Annotated in this window: 14 protein-coding genes; 11 read left to right on the top strand and 3 right to left on the bottom strand. The window is 63.8% G+C overall.

Features of this window, described 5'->3' with window-relative positions; all coding sequences use genetic code 11:
* Position 1: 1 nt before the first annotated feature.
* From polA to BN2475_RS26675, 3 genes are all read left to right on the top strand, one after another.
* Positions 2-2743: a DNA polymerase I gene (gene polA, locus BN2475_RS26665; RefSeq protein WP_094782457.1), complete on the top strand. Its 2742-nt coding sequence runs from the start codon at positions 2-4 to the stop codon at positions 2741-2743.
* A gap of 154 nt (positions 2744-2897) precedes the next feature.
* Entirely contained in the window at positions 2898-4247 is a 1350-nt protein-coding gene (locus BN2475_RS26670; protein WP_094782458.1) for an NAD(P)/FAD-dependent oxidoreductase, read from the top strand.
* 82 nt (positions 4248-4329) lie between these two features.
* On the top strand, positions 4330-5202 hold the full coding sequence (locus BN2475_RS26675; protein ID WP_094782459.1) for a dienelactone hydrolase family protein: 873 nt from the start codon (positions 4330-4332) through the stop codon (positions 5200-5202).
* 124 nt (positions 5203-5326) lie between these two features.
* On the opposite strand, the gene BN2475_RS26680 is transcribed toward BN2475_RS26675, so the two are convergent.
* Positions 5327-6196, bottom strand: coding sequence for a sulfurtransferase (locus tag BN2475_RS26680; RefSeq protein ID WP_094782460.1), 870 nt, complete (start codon positions 6194-6196; stop codon positions 5327-5329).
* A gap of 172 nt (positions 6197-6368) precedes the next feature.
* A complete protein-coding gene (locus BN2475_RS26685) occupies positions 6369-7475 on the bottom strand; it encodes an aromatic ring-hydroxylating oxygenase subunit alpha (RefSeq protein ID WP_094782461.1) in 1107 nt (368 codons plus the stop codon).
* 287 nt (positions 7476-7762) lie between these two features.
* Between BN2475_RS26685 and BN2475_RS26690 the strand changes: the two genes are divergently transcribed.
* From BN2475_RS26690 to folE2, 4 genes are all read left to right on the top strand, one after another.
* Complete coding sequence (locus BN2475_RS26690; RefSeq protein WP_094782462.1) at positions 7763-8059, top strand: exodeoxyribonuclease VII small subunit; 297 nt, start codon at positions 7763-7765, stop codon at positions 8057-8059.
* Positions 8056-8937, top strand: a complete 882-nt coding sequence (locus tag BN2475_RS26695; RefSeq protein ID WP_094782463.1) for a polyprenyl synthetase family protein — start codon at positions 8056-8058, stop codon at positions 8935-8937. Before BN2475_RS26690 ends, BN2475_RS26695 begins: the two co-directional genes overlap by 4 nt.
* A gap of 86 nt (positions 8938-9023) precedes the next feature.
* Positions 9024-10931, top strand: coding sequence for a 1-deoxy-D-xylulose-5-phosphate synthase (dxs, locus tag BN2475_RS26700; RefSeq protein WP_094782464.1), 1908 nt, complete (start codon positions 9024-9026; stop codon positions 10929-10931).
* Positions 10932-11254: 323 nt separating this feature from the next.
* Positions 11255-12061 carry a GTP cyclohydrolase FolE2 gene (gene folE2, locus BN2475_RS26705; protein WP_094782465.1) on the top strand — a complete coding sequence of 269 codons (807 nt, stop codon included), beginning with the start codon at positions 11255-11257 and terminating at the stop codon, positions 12059-12061.
* A gap of 89 nt (positions 12062-12150) precedes the next feature.
* Here the strand turns inward: folE2 and tsaD are convergent, their stop codons facing one another.
* Positions 12151-13179 (bottom strand): tRNA (adenosine(37)-N6)-threonylcarbamoyltransferase complex transferase subunit TsaD, encoded by a 1029-nt coding sequence (tsaD, locus tag BN2475_RS26710; protein WP_094782466.1) that lies wholly within the window; start codon positions 13177-13179, stop codon positions 12151-12153.
* 122 nt (positions 13180-13301) lie between these two features.
* Here tsaD and BN2475_RS26715 point away from each other — a divergent pair, with 122 nt between their 5' ends.
* The 4 genes from BN2475_RS26715 (at position 13302) to dnaG (ending at position 17419) form a co-directional block, all read left to right on the top strand.
* Positions 13302-14519, top strand: coding sequence for a BaiN/RdsA family NAD(P)/FAD-dependent oxidoreductase (locus tag BN2475_RS26715; RefSeq protein WP_094782467.1), 1218 nt, complete (start codon positions 13302-13304; stop codon positions 14517-14519).
* A gap of 69 nt (positions 14520-14588) precedes the next feature.
* Positions 14589-14801, top strand: a complete 213-nt coding sequence (rpsU, locus tag BN2475_RS26720) for a 30S ribosomal protein S21 (RefSeq protein WP_028196180.1) — start codon at positions 14589-14591, stop codon at positions 14799-14801.
* A gap of 224 nt (positions 14802-15025) precedes the next feature.
* Positions 15026-15472, top strand: a complete 447-nt coding sequence (locus tag BN2475_RS26725; RefSeq protein ID WP_094782468.1) for a GatB/YqeY domain-containing protein — start codon at positions 15026-15028, stop codon at positions 15470-15472.
* Between the two features lie 78 nt (positions 15473-15550).
* Complete coding sequence (dnaG, locus tag BN2475_RS26730; RefSeq protein WP_094782469.1) at positions 15551-17419, top strand: DNA primase; 1869 nt, start codon at positions 15551-15553, stop codon at positions 17417-17419.
* Positions 17420-17429: the final 10 nt, after the last annotated feature.

Here is a 17429-nt window from a genome sequence, read left to right on the forward strand (position 1 = left end):
AATGCCTGAAGAACGAAACCTGGAAGGTAAGACCCTGCTATTGGTCGACGGTTCGAGTTATCTGTACCGGGCCTACCATGCGATGCCCGATCTGCGCGGTCCCGAAGGTGGTCCGACGGGTGCGCTCTACGGGATGATCAACATGCTGCGGCGCATGCGCAAGGAAGTCACCGCAGAGTATAGCGCGTGCGTGTTCGACGCCAAGGGCAAAACATTTCGCGACGACTGGTACCCGGACTATAAAGCCAACCGCCCGTCGATGCCGGATGACCTCTCGCGCCAGATCGAGCCGATTCACGTCGCGGTGCGCGCGCTCGGCTGGCCGTTGCTGATGATCGAAGGCGTCGAGGCCGACGACGTGATCGGCACGCTCAGCACCGCAGCGGAACGGCATGGCATGAACGTGATCGTGTCAACTGGGGACAAGGATCTGGCGCAGCTCGTGTCGGATCAAGTCACCCTCGTCAATACGATGACCAACGAAAAGCTCGACCGTGCCGGCGTGATCGCCAAGTTCGGCGTGCCGCCGGAGCGCATCATCGACTACCTGTCGCTGATCGGCGATACCGTCGACAACGTGCCGGGCGTCGAGAAATGCGGGCCGAAAACCGCGCTCAAATGGCTCACGCAATTCGAGTCGCTAGATGGCATCGTCGCACACGCGGACGAGATCAAAGGTGCGGTAGGAGACAATTTGCGACGTGCGCTCGATTTCCTGCCGATGGCGCGCAAGCTGGTTACCGTCGAGCGCAATTGCGATTTGACCGGCCATGTTGCGTCGTTCGAGGAAAACCTGGCAAGCCGGCCGGAATCGCGCGAGGAGCTGCGCGATCTGTTCACGCGCCACGGCTTCAAGACCTGGCTGCGCGAAGTGGAAATCGCCGACGCGGTGGAAGGCCCGGAAACCGACGTGCCGCCGGCACTCTCGGTGGACCATGAACGGCATTACGACGCCGTGCAGACGTGGGAGCAGTTCGACGCGTGGCTCGCCAAGATCAACGCGGCCGCACTGACCTCGTTCGATACCGAAACCACCTCGCTCGACCCGATGACCGCGCAGATCGTGGGCCTGTCGTTATCGGTGGAAGCCGGGCGCGCCGCCTATGTGCCGCTCGCCCATCGCGGCCCGGACGCGCCGGTGCAACTGCCGCGCGACGAGGTGCTGGCGAAGCTCAAGCCGTGGCTGGAAAGTGCCGACCACAAGAAGGTCGGTCAGCATCTGAAGTACGACGAGCAGGTGCTGGCGAACTACGGCATCGAAATGCGCGGCATCGAACACGACACGCTGCTGCAATCGTACGTGCTCGAGTCGCACCGTTCACACGACATGGACAGTCTCGCGCTGCGTCATCTCGGCATCAAGACGATCAAATACGAAGATGTGGCGGGCAAGGGCGCGCAGCAGATCGGCTTTGACGAAGTCGCCTTGGAGAAGGCCGCCGAGTACGCGGCGGAAGACGCCGACATCACCTTGCGCCTGCATCAGGCGATGTATCCGCAAGTGGCCACGGACAAGGCGCTCGACTACGTCTACCGCGCGATCGAAGTGCCGACCTCGCGGGTGTTGCGCAAGATGGAGCGCACGGGCGTGCTGATCGACGCGGAAAAACTGCGCCAGCAAAGCAGCGAGATCGCCACGCGTCTGATCCAGCTGGAAAGCGAAGCGTACGTGCTGGCCGGCGGCGAGTTCAACCTGGGTTCGCCCAAGCAGATCGGCCAGATCTTCTTCGAGAAGCTGGAGCTGCCAGTGGTCAAGAAGACCCCGAGCGGCGCGCCGTCCACCGACGAAGAAGTGCTGCAAAAACTCGCCGAAGATTATCCGCTGCCGAAGATCCTGCTTGAACACCGCGGCCTGTCGAAGCTGAAGTCGACCTACACCGACAAGCTGCCGCGCATGGTCAACGCGCAAACGGGCCGCGTGCATACGAACTATGCGCAGGCCGTCGCGGTGACGGGACGGCTGGCGTCGAACGATCCGAATCTGCAGAACATCCCGGTGCGCAGCGGCGAAGGCCGCCGCATTCGCGAAGCGTTCATTGCACCGGCGGGCCACAAGCTGGTTTCGGCGGACTACTCGCAGATCGAGCTGCGCATCATGGCGCACATCTCCGGCGACGAATCGCTGCTGCGCGCGTTCTCGCAAGGTGAGGACATTCACCGCGCCACCGCTGCGGAAATCTTCAGCGTGACGCCGCTCGAAGTGTCGAGCGATCAGCGGCGCGTGGCCAAGGTCATCAATTTCGGCCTGATTTATGGCATGAGCGCGTTCGGCCTCGCGTCCAACCTCGGCATCACGCGCGACGCCGCCAAGTTGTATATCGACCGCTATTTCGCGCGTTATCCTGGCGTCGCTCGCTATATGGACGAGACCCGTTCGAGTGCGAAGGCCAAGGGTTACGTCGAGACGGTGTTCGGCCGCCGTCTGTGGCTGCCGGAGATCAATGGCGGCAATGGTCCGCGTCGCCAGGCCGCCGAACGCGCCGCGATCAACGCGCCGATGCAAGGCACGGCCGCCGATCTGATCAAGCTGTCGATGATCGCCGTGCAGCAGTGGATCGAAGAATCGAACATCGGCACGCGCATGATCATGCAGGTGCACGACGAACTGATTCTCGAAGTGCCGGACGAGGAATTGTCCGCGGTGCGCAAGCGCCTGCCCGAGCTGATGTGCGGTGTCACCAGCCTCAAAGTGCCGCTGGTCGCCGAAGTGGGCGCGGGTCTGAACTGGGAAGAAGCGCATTGACGGGCGCATGACAGCGCGCGATAGCGTCGTGTGCATGTCACACATCCGTATTGATGGCTTGTGACAAACCGTGTTGCTCGCGGACAATCGCTGAAAGCCGGCGCGACGACGCGCCGGCGCGACGCATAATTCATCGGCAAACACGGAGAGTTCAATGCATCGGTTCATCGTCGTTGGCGGGGGTGCGGGAGGGCTGGAACTGGCGACACGCCTTGGTGATCGCTATGGAAACCAGAAGAACAAAGGCGGCCAGCGAGCGCAGGTCACGCTCGTCGACCGCAATCCGACGCATATCTGGAAGCCGCTGTTGCATGAAGTGGCGGCAGGCAGCATGGACCCGTTCACGCAGGAGCTCGAATATGCGGCGCAGGCGCGCTGGCATGATTTCGAATTCCAGCAGGGCGAGCTGTGCGGTCTGGATCGCGCGAACCGGCGTATTACGCTTGGCACCGTGCTCGACGACGACGGCGCCGAACTGCTGCCCGAACGTGAGCTCGAGTACGACACGCTGATCATCGCGATCGGCAGTACCACGGCGTTCTTCGGCGTGAAAGGCGCAGCGGAATTCTCGCTCGCGCTCGACACGGTCGAACAGGCCGAACGCTTTCGCAAACGCCTGATCGCGGCCTGCATGCGTGCCGAGCATCAGGTGCATGAGCCTGTCGAATCGAACCCGGGCACCTCGGCATCGGGCGAGCCGCGCATTCAGGTGGCGATCGTCGGCGGCGGCGCGACGGGAGTCGAACTGTCGGCCGAGTTGCGCAATACCGCCCAGGTGTTGTCCGTGTATGGTTTGCACAAGCTCGATCCGCGGCATGACGTCGGCATCGTGCTGATCGAGGCCGGGCCGCGCATTTTGCCGGCCTTGCAGGAGCGCGTCTCGACGGCCACCGCCGAGCTGCTCACCAAGCTCGGCGTGAAGCTGATGACCGGGGAGACGGTGGCCGAGGTGGCGCCCGGCATCATCCGCACCGCGAGCGGCAAGACCGTGCGCGCCGACCTGACGGTGTGGGCGGCGGGCATCAAGGCGCCGGCCATTCTCAGCCAGCTCGATGGCCTGCCGGTCAACCGGCTGGGCCAGCTCAACGTGCGCCGCACGCTACAAACCGAGCTCGACGACAACATCTTCGCGCTCGGCGATTGCGCCGCCTGTCCGTGGCCGGGCAACGAGCGCAACGTGCCGCCGCGTGCGCAGGCCGCGCATCAGCAAGCGAGCTTTTTGATGAAGGCGCTGGCGGCGCGGCTCGATAACAAGCCGCTGCCGGAGTTCACGTATCGCGACTTCGGCTCGCTGGTGTCGCTTGGACACTTCAGCGCGGTCGGCAATCTGATGGGCGGGGTGATCGGCGGCAGCATGCTGATCGAGGGGCTGTTCGCGCGCTTCATGTACATGTCGTTGTACCGGCTGCACATCGCCGCATTGCACGGCTACGCGCGGATGGTGCTCGATACCTTCGCGCACTGGCTGCGCCGCACGACGCTGCCACGGGTCAAGCTGCACTGACGCGCGGTGGTTGGTTGTTTCTGCAACAGGATGCGCGCGAGGCGTATCCTGTTGCCTCTAACAATCAACCGAGGAGCGCCGCATGCTGAATCCCGACATCGATAGCCTGGTCCCCCACGTTCCCTTCAATCGACGCACTTTCATCAAGGCCGCGCTCGGCACCGGTTTCGCGGCGGCCGTGCTGCCGGTCTCGGCGCAAACCATCCATACCGATAGCGACGGCCTCGAAGCCGGCGAAGTGGCGGTGCACTCAGGCGGCACGCTAGTGCCGGCGTATCGCGCGCAGCCCAAGGGCAAGACGGACTTGCCGGTGATCATCGTCGTGCATGAGATCTTCGGCGTGCACGAGCATATCGCCGATGTGTGCCGGCGCTTCGCCAAGCACGGCTATCTGGCGATCGCCCCCGACCTGTACCAACGCGAGGGCGATCCGACCGTCTTCAAGAGCATGCAGCAGTTGAACGAGCAACTGGTCAGCAAGGTGCCGGACGCGCAGGTCATGAGCGATCTCGACGCGACCGCCGCATGGGCCGGCGAGCATGGCGGCGATCTGAACCGGCTCGGGGTGGACGGCTTTTGCTGGGGTGGGCGGATTGCATGGCTATACGCCGAACACAACCCGCGGTTGAAGGCGGGCGTGGCTTGGTATGGGCGTGTGACGGGCGCCAAGAGCGCGACCACGCCGGAAAATCCGCTCGACCTGGTCGGCGATCTGCATGCGCCGGTGCTGGGGCTCTACGGGCTACAGGATCAAAGCATTCCGCAAGACACGCTCGGGCAGATGAAACAGGCCATCGCGCAAGGTCCGCAGGCGGGGCGCGGGTCGCAATTCGTCGTGTACGACGACGCGGGCCACGCATTCTTCGCGGATTACCGGCCGAGCTACCGGAAGGCCGATGCCGAGGATGGCTGGCGCCGGGCGCTGGCATGGTTCAAACAGCATGGGGTGAGTTGACGCGCGACGCGCAAGCCCGAGGCTGCGTGGTTTGCTGCGGTCCGCCGCGCTCGCAAAATTGAAAAGGCCGTTGCCACGCATGCGTGGCAACGGCCTTTTGCTTACCGCTTAGCCCGGTTCGCGCTCAAGGATTCGGGCCCGTGGCGACCGGCCGCTGCGGATCGGAACTCCATTCGCTCCACGACCCGGCGTACAATGCCGCGCCATGCAGACCGGCGACCTCCATCGCCAGCGCGTTCATGCACGCCGTCACGCCGGAGCCGCATTGCAGGATCACATGTTCCGGCGGCGTGTCGCCGAGCAGCGCGTGGAATTCCTCGCGCAGCGTATGAGCGGGCTTGAAGCGGTCGTCGGCGGTGAGGTTGTCCTTGTAGAAGCGATTGAGGGCGCCGGGGATGTGGCCGCCGACGCGATCCAGCGTCTCGTTTTCGCCGCGATAGCGATCGGCCGCGCGCGCGTCGACCACCACGCGCTCCTTCGAACCGAGATTTCGCTCGACCGTTTGCGCATCGACCGTGACGGACAGCGGTGCGCCGACCTTGAAGTCGCCGGTGTTCTGGGCCGGCACGTCTTGCGTCAATGGCTGGCCAGCGGCCTGCCACGCCTGCAGACCGCCGTCGAGCAGCGCCACCGCATCATGTCCAAGCCAGCGCAGCAGCCACCAGACGCGCGCCGCGTACATGCCGGCCTGCGCGTCATAAGCGACCACTTGCTGGCCCTGCTTCAGGCCGCGCGACTCCAGCGTTTCCATCAGCCGCACGCGATCCGGCAGCGGATGCCGCCCGTTCGCGCCGTTCTTCGGCCCTGACAGATCGCGATCGAGATGCAGGTAATGCGCGCCCGGCAGATGGCCCGCCAGATACGCTTTCTCGCCGGCTTCCGTGTCGGTCAGATCGAACCGGCAGTCGATGACGAACACACTGCCCGGCGCGGCGGTGAGCCGTTCCGCGAGGTTGGTCGCGGAGATCAGAGTGGTGTAGTGAGTGTGGGGCATGGCTGCGTCTCCTCGATGCGGGCGATGATGGCTCCGGTCGGGCGTCGTGGCGTCGCGAGCGGATGGCCGACCTATGTTGTTAGTCTAAACAAAAAAGACGGGCCGAAGCCCGTCTTTCCATGCGCCGATGCCACTTGCGCGAGAATTCGAATCAAACGCGGCTCGCACGCGATCAGATCGTGCCGACTTCGCGCCGCAAGAACTCGTGGAAGTGCTGCATGCCGTCTTCCATCGGGCTCTGATACGGGCCGACCTGCGATTCGCCGCGCTCCATCAGCGCGCGGCGGCCGGCGTCCATGCGTTCGGCGATCTCGTCGTCCTCGCGGGCTGTTTCCATATAGGCAGCGCGCTCGGCTTCGACGAACTCGCGCTCGAACAGCGCGATTTCCTCAGGGTAATAGAACTCCACTACGTTGGTGGTCTTCTGCGGACCGCGCGGGATCAGCCACGACACCACCAGCACGTGCGGATACCATTCGATCATGATGCCTGGGTAATACACCATCCAGATCGCGCCGAACTCGGGCGGATTGCCACCGCGAAAGCGCAGCACTTCGTCGTGCCACTTGCGATAGGTCGGGCTGCCCGGCTGCTCCAGAGCCTTGTGCACGCCGACCGTCTGGACGCTGTACCAGTCGCCGAATTCCCACGTCAGGTCGTCGCAATTGACGAAGCTGCCGAGCCCCGGATGGAACGGCGCGACGTGGTAGTCCTCCAGATAGACCTCGATAAAGGACTTCCAGTTGTAGTTGCACTCGTGCACTTCGACGTGGTCGAACATGAAGCCCGAAAAATCGAAGTGCTGGCGGGTACCGAGGCGCGCCAGATCGCGCGCCACGTCACGTCCCTGCGCTTCGAACAGCAGCCCTTGCCAGTTCTGCAACGGCGTCGCGCCGAGATTCAGGCATGGGTTGTCCGCGAAATGCGGTGCGCCGAGCAGCTGGCCGTTCAGGTCGTAGGTCCAGCGGTGCAGCGGGCAGACGATGTTCCCGGTCTGGCCGCGGCCGTTGAGCATGATGGCTTGCCGATGGCGGCACACGTTCGACAGCAGTTCGACTTGCGACTGCTGGTTGCGGACGAGCACGCGCCCCTCGCTTTCGCTGGGCAAGGCAAAATAATTCCCCGCTTCGGGCACCATGAGTTCGTGGCCGATGTAGCGAGGACCTTTCTTGAAAAGGGTGTCGATTTCGCGCGTAAGAAGCGCTTCGTCAAAGTAAGCCGTGACTGGCAGCTGGCTGTGAACAGACCGCAACTGCAATGCATTGCTCAGATTGGACATTCCCACTCCCGATGAAGACGTGAAAGCAGTGAACAACCCAACCATCGAAGATTCGATTTAGGGAGCCCGCGATTATACCCGTTTCCCCCTCTCTGGGGCGCTTAAGTACCTGATTTGGGTCAAAATTGTTAGGAAAGTTCGGCGTTTTCGCCGCAGACCGATCGTTTTTTTTCTGAGAGACTTCAGGGGCGGCGCGGGATGCACAGCCAAGGGCCAGGGTGGCGAGCGGATCGGAAATGTCGCTTTTGCCGTAGAATGTCCGACTTGTTTTAATTTTGCGACTATTCATGGCGAAGACCGTGTCGAAAGATACCACTGCTGCGTCCGATACCACGCCGCTGCCCGAGAACTACGAGGCCGCGCAGGCTGAACTGGAAGCGCTGGTGGCCCGCATGGAAGGCGGCAACCTGAGTCTCGAGGAGTCGTTGACCGCGTATCGGCGTGGCGCGGCGCTCGTGGCGTTTTGCCAGCAACAGCTCGAAAAGGTCGAGCAGCAGGTGCGCGTGCTCGACGGCGAGACGCTCAAGCCGCTGCCCATGAATACCGCAGGCACAGCCGCTACTGAGAGCGGGGACGACCTATGACCTTCGAACAATGGACGCGCTCGGTACTCGAACGTGTCGAAACGGCTCTGGAGCATTACCTGCCGACCGAGGCCACCGAGCCCGCGAAACTGCATGAGGCCATGCGCTACGCGGTGTTGGGCGGCGGCAAGCGGGTTCGCCCGCTGCTGTGCCACGCGGCTGGCGAGCTGACCGGCGCGCGTGCCGAATGCCTCGATGCGGCAGCGGCGGCGCTGGAAATGATCCATGTGTATTCGCTCGTGCACGACGATATGCCATGCATGGACGACGACGCGCTGCGTCGTGGCAAGCCCACGGTGCACGTCAAATATGATGAAGCCACGGCGCTGCTGGTTGGCGACGCGCTGCAATCGCAGGCCTTCGTTACGCTGACGGCGGACGTGCTGGCCGCGCCGCAACAGGCTTCGCTGGTGCGCGAGCTGGCGCTCGCGAGCGGCTCGATCGGCATGTGCGGCGGGCAGGCCATCGATCTGGCGAGCGTCGGCCACACGCTGACGCGCCCGCAGCTCGAAACCATGCATCGGATGAAAACCGGCGCGCTGCTGCGCGCCGCGGTGCGCATGGGCGCACTGGCGGGCGTTGCGCCGGACGCCGACGCGCTGCGTTCGCTCGATGCGTATGCGGCCGCTGTCGGTCTCGCGTTTCAGGTGGTCGACGACATTCTCGACGTCACGACCGACTCCGCGACGCTCGGCAAGACCGCGGGTAAAGACGCGAAGGACGGCAAGCCGACCTATGTATCGATTATCGGGCTCGACGCGTCGCGCGTGCTCGCAGCGCAGTTGCGCAGCGACGCCCACGCTGCGCTTGTACCGTTCGGCGCGCGCGCGCAGCGTCTTGCCGAATTGGCCGACCTGGTGGTGAACCGGGTTAGCTAAACGCGAAAGCCCGCCGCCGCGCACCTGTTATCCCCAGGTGCATGAATGAAGTGCGGGCGCGTAAGTTTTCCTACAATGGAACGACGATGTACGACTTGCTGAAAACCATCGACGATCCGGCAGCCCTGCGCCGCCTCGATCGCCGCCAATTGCAACCGCTTGCAGACGAGTTGCGGGCTTTCGTGCTCGACAGCGTATCGCAGACGGGCGGCCATCTTTCGTCCAACCTCGGCACGGTCGAGTTGACCATTGCTCTGCACTATGTGTTCGACACGCCGCATGATCGGATCGTCTGGGACGTCGGCCATCAAACCTATCCGCACAAGATCCTGACGGGCCGCCGCGATCAGATGCACACGCTGCGTCAGCTCGGCGGCATCTCGGGTTTTCCGAAGCGCGACGAGTCGGAATACGACACCTTCGGCACCGCGCACTCCAGCACGTCGATCTCGGCCGCGCTCGGCATGGCGGTCGCGAGCAAGCTGCAGGGCGACAACCGCATGGGCATCGCCGTGATTGGCGACGGCGCGATGACGGCCGGCATGGCCTTCGAGGCGATGAACAACGCCGGCGTCGAAGACGACTTGCCGCTGCTGGTGATCCTGAACGACAACGACATGTCGATCTCGCCGCCGGTCGGCGCGTTGAATCGCCATCTGGCGCGCCTGATGTCGGGTCGCTTCTACGCGGCCGCCCGCGCGGGCGTCGAACGCGTGCTGCGCGTTGCGCCGCCGGTGCTCGATCTGGCTCGCAAGCTCGAAGAGCACGCGAAGGGCATGATCGTGCCGGCCACGCTGTTCGAGGAGTTCGGCTTCAACTACATCGGGCCGATCGACGGCCACGACCTCGATTCGTTGATCCCGACGTTGCAGAACATCAAGGAACTGCGTGGTCCGCAATTCCTGCACGTCGTGACGAAGAAGGGCCAGGGGTACAAGCTGGCCGAAGCCGATCCGGTGCTGTACCACGGCCCGGGCAAGTTCAATCCGGCCGAAGGCATCAAGCCAGCCGCCACGCCGTCGAAGAAGACCTACACGCAGGTGTTCGGCGAATGGCTGTGCGACGCGGCCGAACTGGACTCGCGGGTGATCGGCATTACGCCGGCCATGCGTGAAGGCTCGGGCATGGTCGAGTTCGAGAAGCGCTTCCCGGACCGTTACTTCGATGTCGGCATCGCCGAACAGCACGCCGTGACGTTCGCCGGCGGCCTCGCCGCGGACGGCATGAAGCCGGTGGTGGCGATCTACTCGACCTTCCTGCAGCGCGCCTACGATCAACTGATTCACGACGTCGCGCTGCAAAACCTGCCGGTGGTGTTCGCCATCGATCGCGCCGGGCTGGTCGGCGCGGACGGCGCCACGCACGCGGGCGCTTACGACCTCGCGTTCATGCGCTGCATCCCGAACATGACCGTGATGGCTCCGGCGGACGAGAACGAATGTCGTCAGATGCTGTACACCGCGTTGCAGCAGCCTAACCCGACGGCAGTGCGCTATCCGCGCGGCGCCGGCACGGGTGTCGCGACCGTCAAGCAGATGGCTGCGTTGCCGATCGGCAAGGGCGAGATGCGTCGCGAGACGTCGCAGCCGGTGGGCAAGCGCATTGCGATCCTGGCGTTCGGCACGATGGTCGTGCCGTCGCTGGCAGCGGCCGAGCAACTGGACGCCACGGTCGCGAACATGCGCTTCGTGAAGCCGCTGGACGCCGATCTGGTCCGTCATCTGGCCGAAACGCACGACGCCATCGTCACCGTCGAAGAAGGCTGTGTGATGGGCGGTGCGGGCTCGGCGTGCGTCGAAGCCCTGCTCGAAAGTGGGGTTATGCGACCCGTACTACAATTGGGCCTCCCCGACCGGTTCATCGATCATGGGGACCCGGCCAAGCTGCTCGCTGCATGCGGTCTCGACGCCGCGGGCATCGCCCGGTCGATCCGCGAGCGCTTTATGTCGAGCGGCGCGGTGGGCGGTCAAGCGTCGGTGAAGCGCGTCGCTTGACTGCGGTGCCTGGCTGCGTCGCGTAGTTGCGTCGTCTGGTTACGTTGCCTGGTTGCGTCGCTTAACTGCGCCGCCGCTCGCCATGTCGCCGCAATGCAATGTCGGCCATGTGGCAATCTCCAATTTGAATCAACGGGCCTTCGGGTCCGTTATCCAACACTGGCAGGGGCCGGTTTAGCCGTTGCGTGCGCTGATCCGCACGGCTGCTGAGAATCCCCAGACCTGTCGCTTCGCGATAGCCCCCAGACGGGGCAATCCCCAAGGGGACTTCCTTCGGAGCGGAAAACCTGGGGCGGCCCGGCGTTTTCTTGAAAGGACAAAGAATGAATCAAATGAATCCCGCCTTCATGATGCCCGACGTGCAAAGTACGCCCGACTCGCGTCAGATCCCGATTCAGCGCGTCGGCGTCAGGGGTGTGCGTCATCCGTTGACGGTGCGCACTCAGGGCGGCGACGTGCAGCCGACGGTCGGCACGTGGAATCTCGACGTCCATCTGCCGGCTGACCAGAAGGGCACGCACATGTCGCGGTTCGTCGCGCTGCTCGAAGAGAACAAGGCACCGCTCGAACCGGTCACGTTCCGCACCTTGCTCGCCGCGATGCTCGAGAAGCTCGAGGCCGAGGCTGGCCGCATCGAGGTGTCGTTTCCTTACTTCGTGAGCAAGATCGCGCCGGTGTCGGGCGTGCAAAGTCTGCTCGACTACGAAGTGACATTGACCGGCGACGCCCGCCACGGCGCTACGCGCCTGTTCCTGAAAGTACTGGTGCCGGTCACGAGCCTGTGCCCGTGCTCGAAGGAGATCTCGCAGTACGGCGCGCACAATCAGCGTTCGCACGTTACGATCAACGCCGAACTGGCTGGCGATGTGGCGGTGGAAGAACTGGTTCGCATTGCTGAAGAACAGGCGTCATGTGAACTGTGGGGTTTGCTCAAGCGACCCGACGAGAAGTTCGTCACCGAACGTGCGTATGAAAACCCGAAGTTCGTCGAGGATCTCGTGCGTGACGTCGCGCAGCGCCTGAATGCGGACGAGCGGATCGTCGCGTATGTGCTCGAAGCGGAGAACTTCGAGTCGATTCACAATCACAGCGCGTATGCGGTGATCGAGCGGGACAAGCGGGTGGGTTGATACGCGCGTCGTGCATGACTGCATGGAAAAGGCCGCGTTTGAAGCGGCCTTTTTTTACGGCGTCGATTTACGGCGTCGCGATAGTTGGTTCAGCGCGCGAGCGACGCCAGATCCCAGCGCGGCTTCACCGTGAAAGCGTAGTCTCTCGCCGATTGATCGGGCCAGCGCTGCAATCGCAACGCGCCGGCCAGCGCGATCATCGCGCCATTGTCCGTGCACAGCGACAGGTCCGGGTAGTGCACATAAAAATTACGCTTCTTCGCAGCGGCGGAAAGCGCTTCGCGCAGTTGTTGGTTCGCACCCACGCCGCCAGCCACGACCAGCCGGTTCAGTTTGGTCCGCTTGAGCGCCGCCAGCGATTTCGCCGCCAGAACTTCCACTGCGGCGTCGACGAAGCCGCGCGCCAGGTCGGCTTTCGCCTGCTCGCAAATATTCGAGCCGCCGAGTTTTTTCGCGTGCGTGAGCACCGCGGTCTTCAGGCCGCTGAAGCTGAAGTCGAGGTCGCCGGAATGCAGCATCGGGCGCGGTAGCACGACCGCGCCCGGCGTGCCGAATTCGGCCATGCGCGAGACTTCCGGGCCGCCCGGATAGCCGAGGCCGAGCAGTTTGGCGGTCTTGTCGAACGCTTCGCCGGCGGCGTCGTCAAGCGTTTCGCCGAGCGTTTCGTAGACGCCCACTTCCGTCACGCGCATCAGCTGCGTATGGCCGCCGGACACCAGCAGCGCGACGAAGGGAAACGGCGGCGGCTCATCGACCAGCAGCGGCGACAGCAGGTGCCCTTCGAGGTGATGGATGCCGATGGTGGGTTTGTCCCATGCCATCGCCAGCGCATTGGCGACGCTCGCGCCGACCAGCAGCGCGCCCGCGAGCCCCGGCCCCTGTGTATAGGCGATCGCATCGATGTCGCCGCGCGCCGCGCCGGCGCGCTCCAGCACCTCTTCCAGCAAGGGCAGCGCGCGCCGGATATGGTCGCGCGAGGCCAGCTCCGGCACGACGCCGCCGTACTCCCGATGCATCGCAATCTGCGAGTGCAGTGCGTGCGCGAGCAGGCCACGCTGCGTGTCGTAGAGCGCGAGACCGGTTTCGTCGCAGGAGCTTTCGATGCCGAGAACAAGCATGATGGATGGCTTTGGGCGGACGCGCGAGTGATGGCACTCCTGCACCCGAAAGTGAAAAGGCAAGCCTGAAAGTATAGCAGCGCGGCCAAGGGCACGCAGACGCGCGGGTACAATGCGGCCCCATGGAATCCTTCGATATCGCAGTGATCGGCGCAGGCGCGGCCGGCATGATGTGCGCGGCGGTGGCCGGGCAACTCGGCCGTCGCGCGGTGCTGATCGACCACTCGCAGCGCCTCGCGGAAAAGATCCGCATCTCCGGCGGCGGCCGGTGCAACTTCACGAACCTGTACGCGGGGCCCGCCAATTACCTGTCGGCCAACCCGCATTTTTGCCGCTCGGCGCTCGCGCGCTACACGCCGCGTGATTTCATGGCGCTGCTCAAGCGCCATCGCGTGACGTGGCATGAGAAGCACAAGGGACAGCTATTCTGCGACCAGTCGAGCGACGCGGTCATCAACGTGCTGAAGGACGAGTGCGACGCGGGCCGGGTGGCGTGGCGCACGCCGCTGTCGGTCGAAGCGGTGCGGCAGGACGCGCAAGGCCGGTTCGCGCTGGACACGCGGTCGGGTCCGATCACCACACGCGCGCTCGTGATCGCGACGGGCGGGCTGTCGATCCCCAAGATCGGCGCCACCGATTTCGCCTACCGGCTTGCCAGGCAATTCGGTCACAAGCTGATCGACACGCGTCCCGCGCTGGTCCCGCTGACCTTCGCGCCGGCCGACTGGGCGCCGTTTGCAGCGCTCTCCGGCGTGTCGCTCGAAGTCCAACTGGCGACCGGCAACAGAAAGACTGGCGCCGAATTCAACGAAGACCTGCTACTCACGCACCGCGGCCTGTCGGGGCCGGGCGTCCTGCAAATCTCGAGCTACTGGCATCCCGGCGAGCCGATTCACATCAACCTGCTGCCGGAGCGTGATGCGAGCGCCGCATTGCTGGAGGCGAAGACCGGCACCAAACGGCAGATTGCCAATCTGCTGTCGGAATGGGTGCCGCAACGGCTCGCCCATGTCTGGCTGGAGACTCATCAGATTTCCGCCGAAGCCCGCGTGGCCGACTTGCCGGACAAGACGCTGCGGCGCATCGGTGAGGCATTGTCGCGCTGGACGCTCACGCCGAACGGCACCGAAGGCTATCGCAAAGCCGAAGTGACGAGCGGCGGCATCGACACGCGCGACCTGTCGTCGTCGACCATGATGAGCGCGCGTGCGCCCGGCCTGTACTTCATCGGCGAAGCGGTCGACGTGACCGGCTGGCTCGGCGGCTACAACTTCCAATGGGCGTGGGCCTCGGGGGTGGCGGCTGGCCAGGCGGCCGCGGAGTATGCCCGGGGGGCTTGACGGCGCAGTAGCTTTGTGAGAAAGCTCTGCTATACTCCTGAACCTTTACAAAGTTCCGTTATTGAAAAAATGACGACCATCCGCGTAAAAGACAACGAGCCGTTTGAAGTTGCCATGCGCCGTTTCAAGCGCACCATGGAGAAAAACGGCTTGCTGACGGAACTTCGCGCTCGTGAGTTTTACGAAAAGCCTACGGCCGAGCGCAAGCGCAAGAAGGCGGCGGCGGTGAAGCGTCATTTCAAGCGTCTGCGTGGCCAGATGCTGCCAAAGAAGTTCTACTGATTCTGGCGTTGCCGCGGTTCCCCTCGAACGGAGCGGCGACATCCAACCGGTGGCGGCACGACAGGTGCCATCACGGAAAACACGGCCCTTCGGGCCAGTCGGCAGGGTCGCATCCACTCCGCATATTGCGCCAACCCGCTTGAGGAAGCAGTCCCCAAGCGGGTATTCGTGTTGATGCAGTCGACCCGGCTGGTTTTTCAACTTTCAACGCATTCAGGTGAGTGATGAGCCTCAAGGACCGGATCAACGACGATATGAAAGCCGCCATGCGGGCGCGTGAGACCGAGCGTCTCGGCACGATCCGTCTGCTGCTCGCGGCGATCAAGCAACGCGAAGTCGACGAGCGCGTCACGCTAGACGACGCAGCGGTCACCGCTGTGATCGACAAGATGATCAAGCAGCGCAAGGATTCGATCAGCCAGTTCGAAACCGCCGGCCGCACGGATCTGGCCGACAAGGAAAAGGCCGAACTGGCAATCCTGGCCGCGTATATGCCGGAACAGATGTCGGAGGCGGAAATCGTTGCCGAAGTTCAGGCCGCGGTCGCGCAGACCGGCGCGGCCGGCCCGCAGGACATGGGCAAGGTGATGGGCGTGCTCAAGCCGAAGCTGGCTGGCCGCGCTGACATGACCGCGGTGTCGGCGCAGGTCAAAGCCGCGCTCGCGAAGTAATTTCCGTTGGTCCGGTCTGCACGCGCCGTCATGCGCCGGTGTGTGCAGCGTTGAGCCTTTCAGGTAGCGTCATTTACTGTGATTCCACCGTCATTCCTGCAAGACCTGCTCAACCGCGTCGATATCGTCGACGTGGTCGGCCGGTATGTGCAGCTGAAAAAGGGCGGCGCGAACTTCATGGGGCTGTGCCCGTTTCACAACGAGAAGAGCCCTTCATTTACCGTTAGTCCGACTAAACAGTTCTATCACTGCTTCGGCTGCGGCGCGCACGGTACGGCCATTGGCTTTCTGATGGAGCACGTGGGCTCCTCGTTTCCCGAGGCGGTCAACGAACTCGCGCAATCGGTGGGCTTGACCGTGCCGAACGAACCTTCGCCGGGTTACGGCGGAGGTGGTGCAGGCGGCTATGCGCCGGCGGCGTCCAAGGCCGTCACCACGGCACTCTCCGATGTCATGCAGACGGCCTGCGACTTCTATCGCAAACAGTTGCGCGGCGCGCAGGTCGCGATCCAGTATCTGAAGAAGCGCGGCTTGACCGGCGAGATAGCGGCCCGTTTCGGTCTGGGTTACGCGCCGGATGGGTGGCAGAACCTCGAGGCGGCATTTCCCAATTATCGCGACGATGCCTTGGTCGAGTCGGGGCTTGTGATCGTCAGCGAAAAAGCGGACGCGCAAGGGCAGAACCGCCGGTACGACCGCTTTCGCGAGCGGATCATGTTCCCGATCCGCAACGTGAAGGGGCAGGTGATCGGCTTCGGCGGTCGGGTGCTGGACGGCGGCGAGCCGAAATATTTGAATTCGCCCGAGACGCCACTATTTAACAAAGGCAGCGAGCTGTACGGGCTCTTCGAAGCGCGTCTGGCAATTCGCGAACAGCACTACGTGCTGGTGGTGGAGGGCTACATGGACGTGGTCGCGCTGGCCCAGTTGGGGTTTCAGAACGCGGTCGCCACGCTCGGTACGGCCTGCACGCCGATTCATGTACAGAAACTGATGCGCCAGACCGACACGGTGATCTTCAGTTTCGACGGCGATGCGGCCGGCCGGCGCGCCGCGCGTCGTGCGCTGGATGCCTGCCTGCCGCACGCGGCGGACAACCGGACTATCCGGTTCCTGTTTTTGCCGTCCGAGCACGATCCGGACAGCTATGTGCGCGAATTCGGCACCGAGGCGTTCGCCGAGCAGGTGGAGCGCGCCATGCCGCTGTCGCAATTCATGCTCAACGAGGTGCTGACCGGCAAGGAGCTGGATCAGCCCGAAGGCAAGGCCCGCGCGCTATTCGACGCCAAGCCGCTGCTGCAGGCGTTGCCGGCCAACGCGCTGCGCGCACAGATCATGCATATGTTCGCGGACCGGCTGGACGTGCCGTTCGACGAAGTTGCCGCGCTTTGCGAGGTGGATTCGCGCATCGCGGCCGCGGCCCGTCTCGCGCCGGCTCGCAACGACCGGCGCAGCGTGACCGGGATTGAAGAAAAGACGCTGCGCAATCTGGTGATGTATCCGCGCACGGTGGCGGTGCTCGACGAGGACGCCGAACAGGCGCTTCTGACGGTGACCCGGCATGGCGAGCTGTTCGAAGAAGTGACGACGCACGCGCGTGCACTGGGCGATTCGGCGGAGTTTCAGTTGTTGTCCGACCTATTGCGAAATGGCGCAAACGCCCCAACTTTCGAGGAAATCTTTCGCAAAATTCTAGACTATGATGAAAACGTCCGGGATTTGCTGCTGAAAGACCCGGAGGATGCGACCGTTATCGAGGAGCGGCGCGAGCAGGAACGGATCGTCGGCGAAGAGCTGAAGGCGGCCATTTTGAAGATGCGGTACGACGCTTATTGTGATCGTCTCGAGCAGCTTTCGCGGCAATCCCGGCACACGCCGGAAGAGTTTGCGGAGCTATCGGAGCTGAATCGCAAGCGTGCTGACATGAAGCGTCAGCTCGGGTTGTAAGGGAGAGGCC

The organism is Paraburkholderia ribeironis, from assembly GCF_900019265.1.
Classification (GTDB): Bacteria; Pseudomonadota; Gammaproteobacteria; order Burkholderiales; family Burkholderiaceae; genus Paraburkholderia; species Paraburkholderia ribeironis.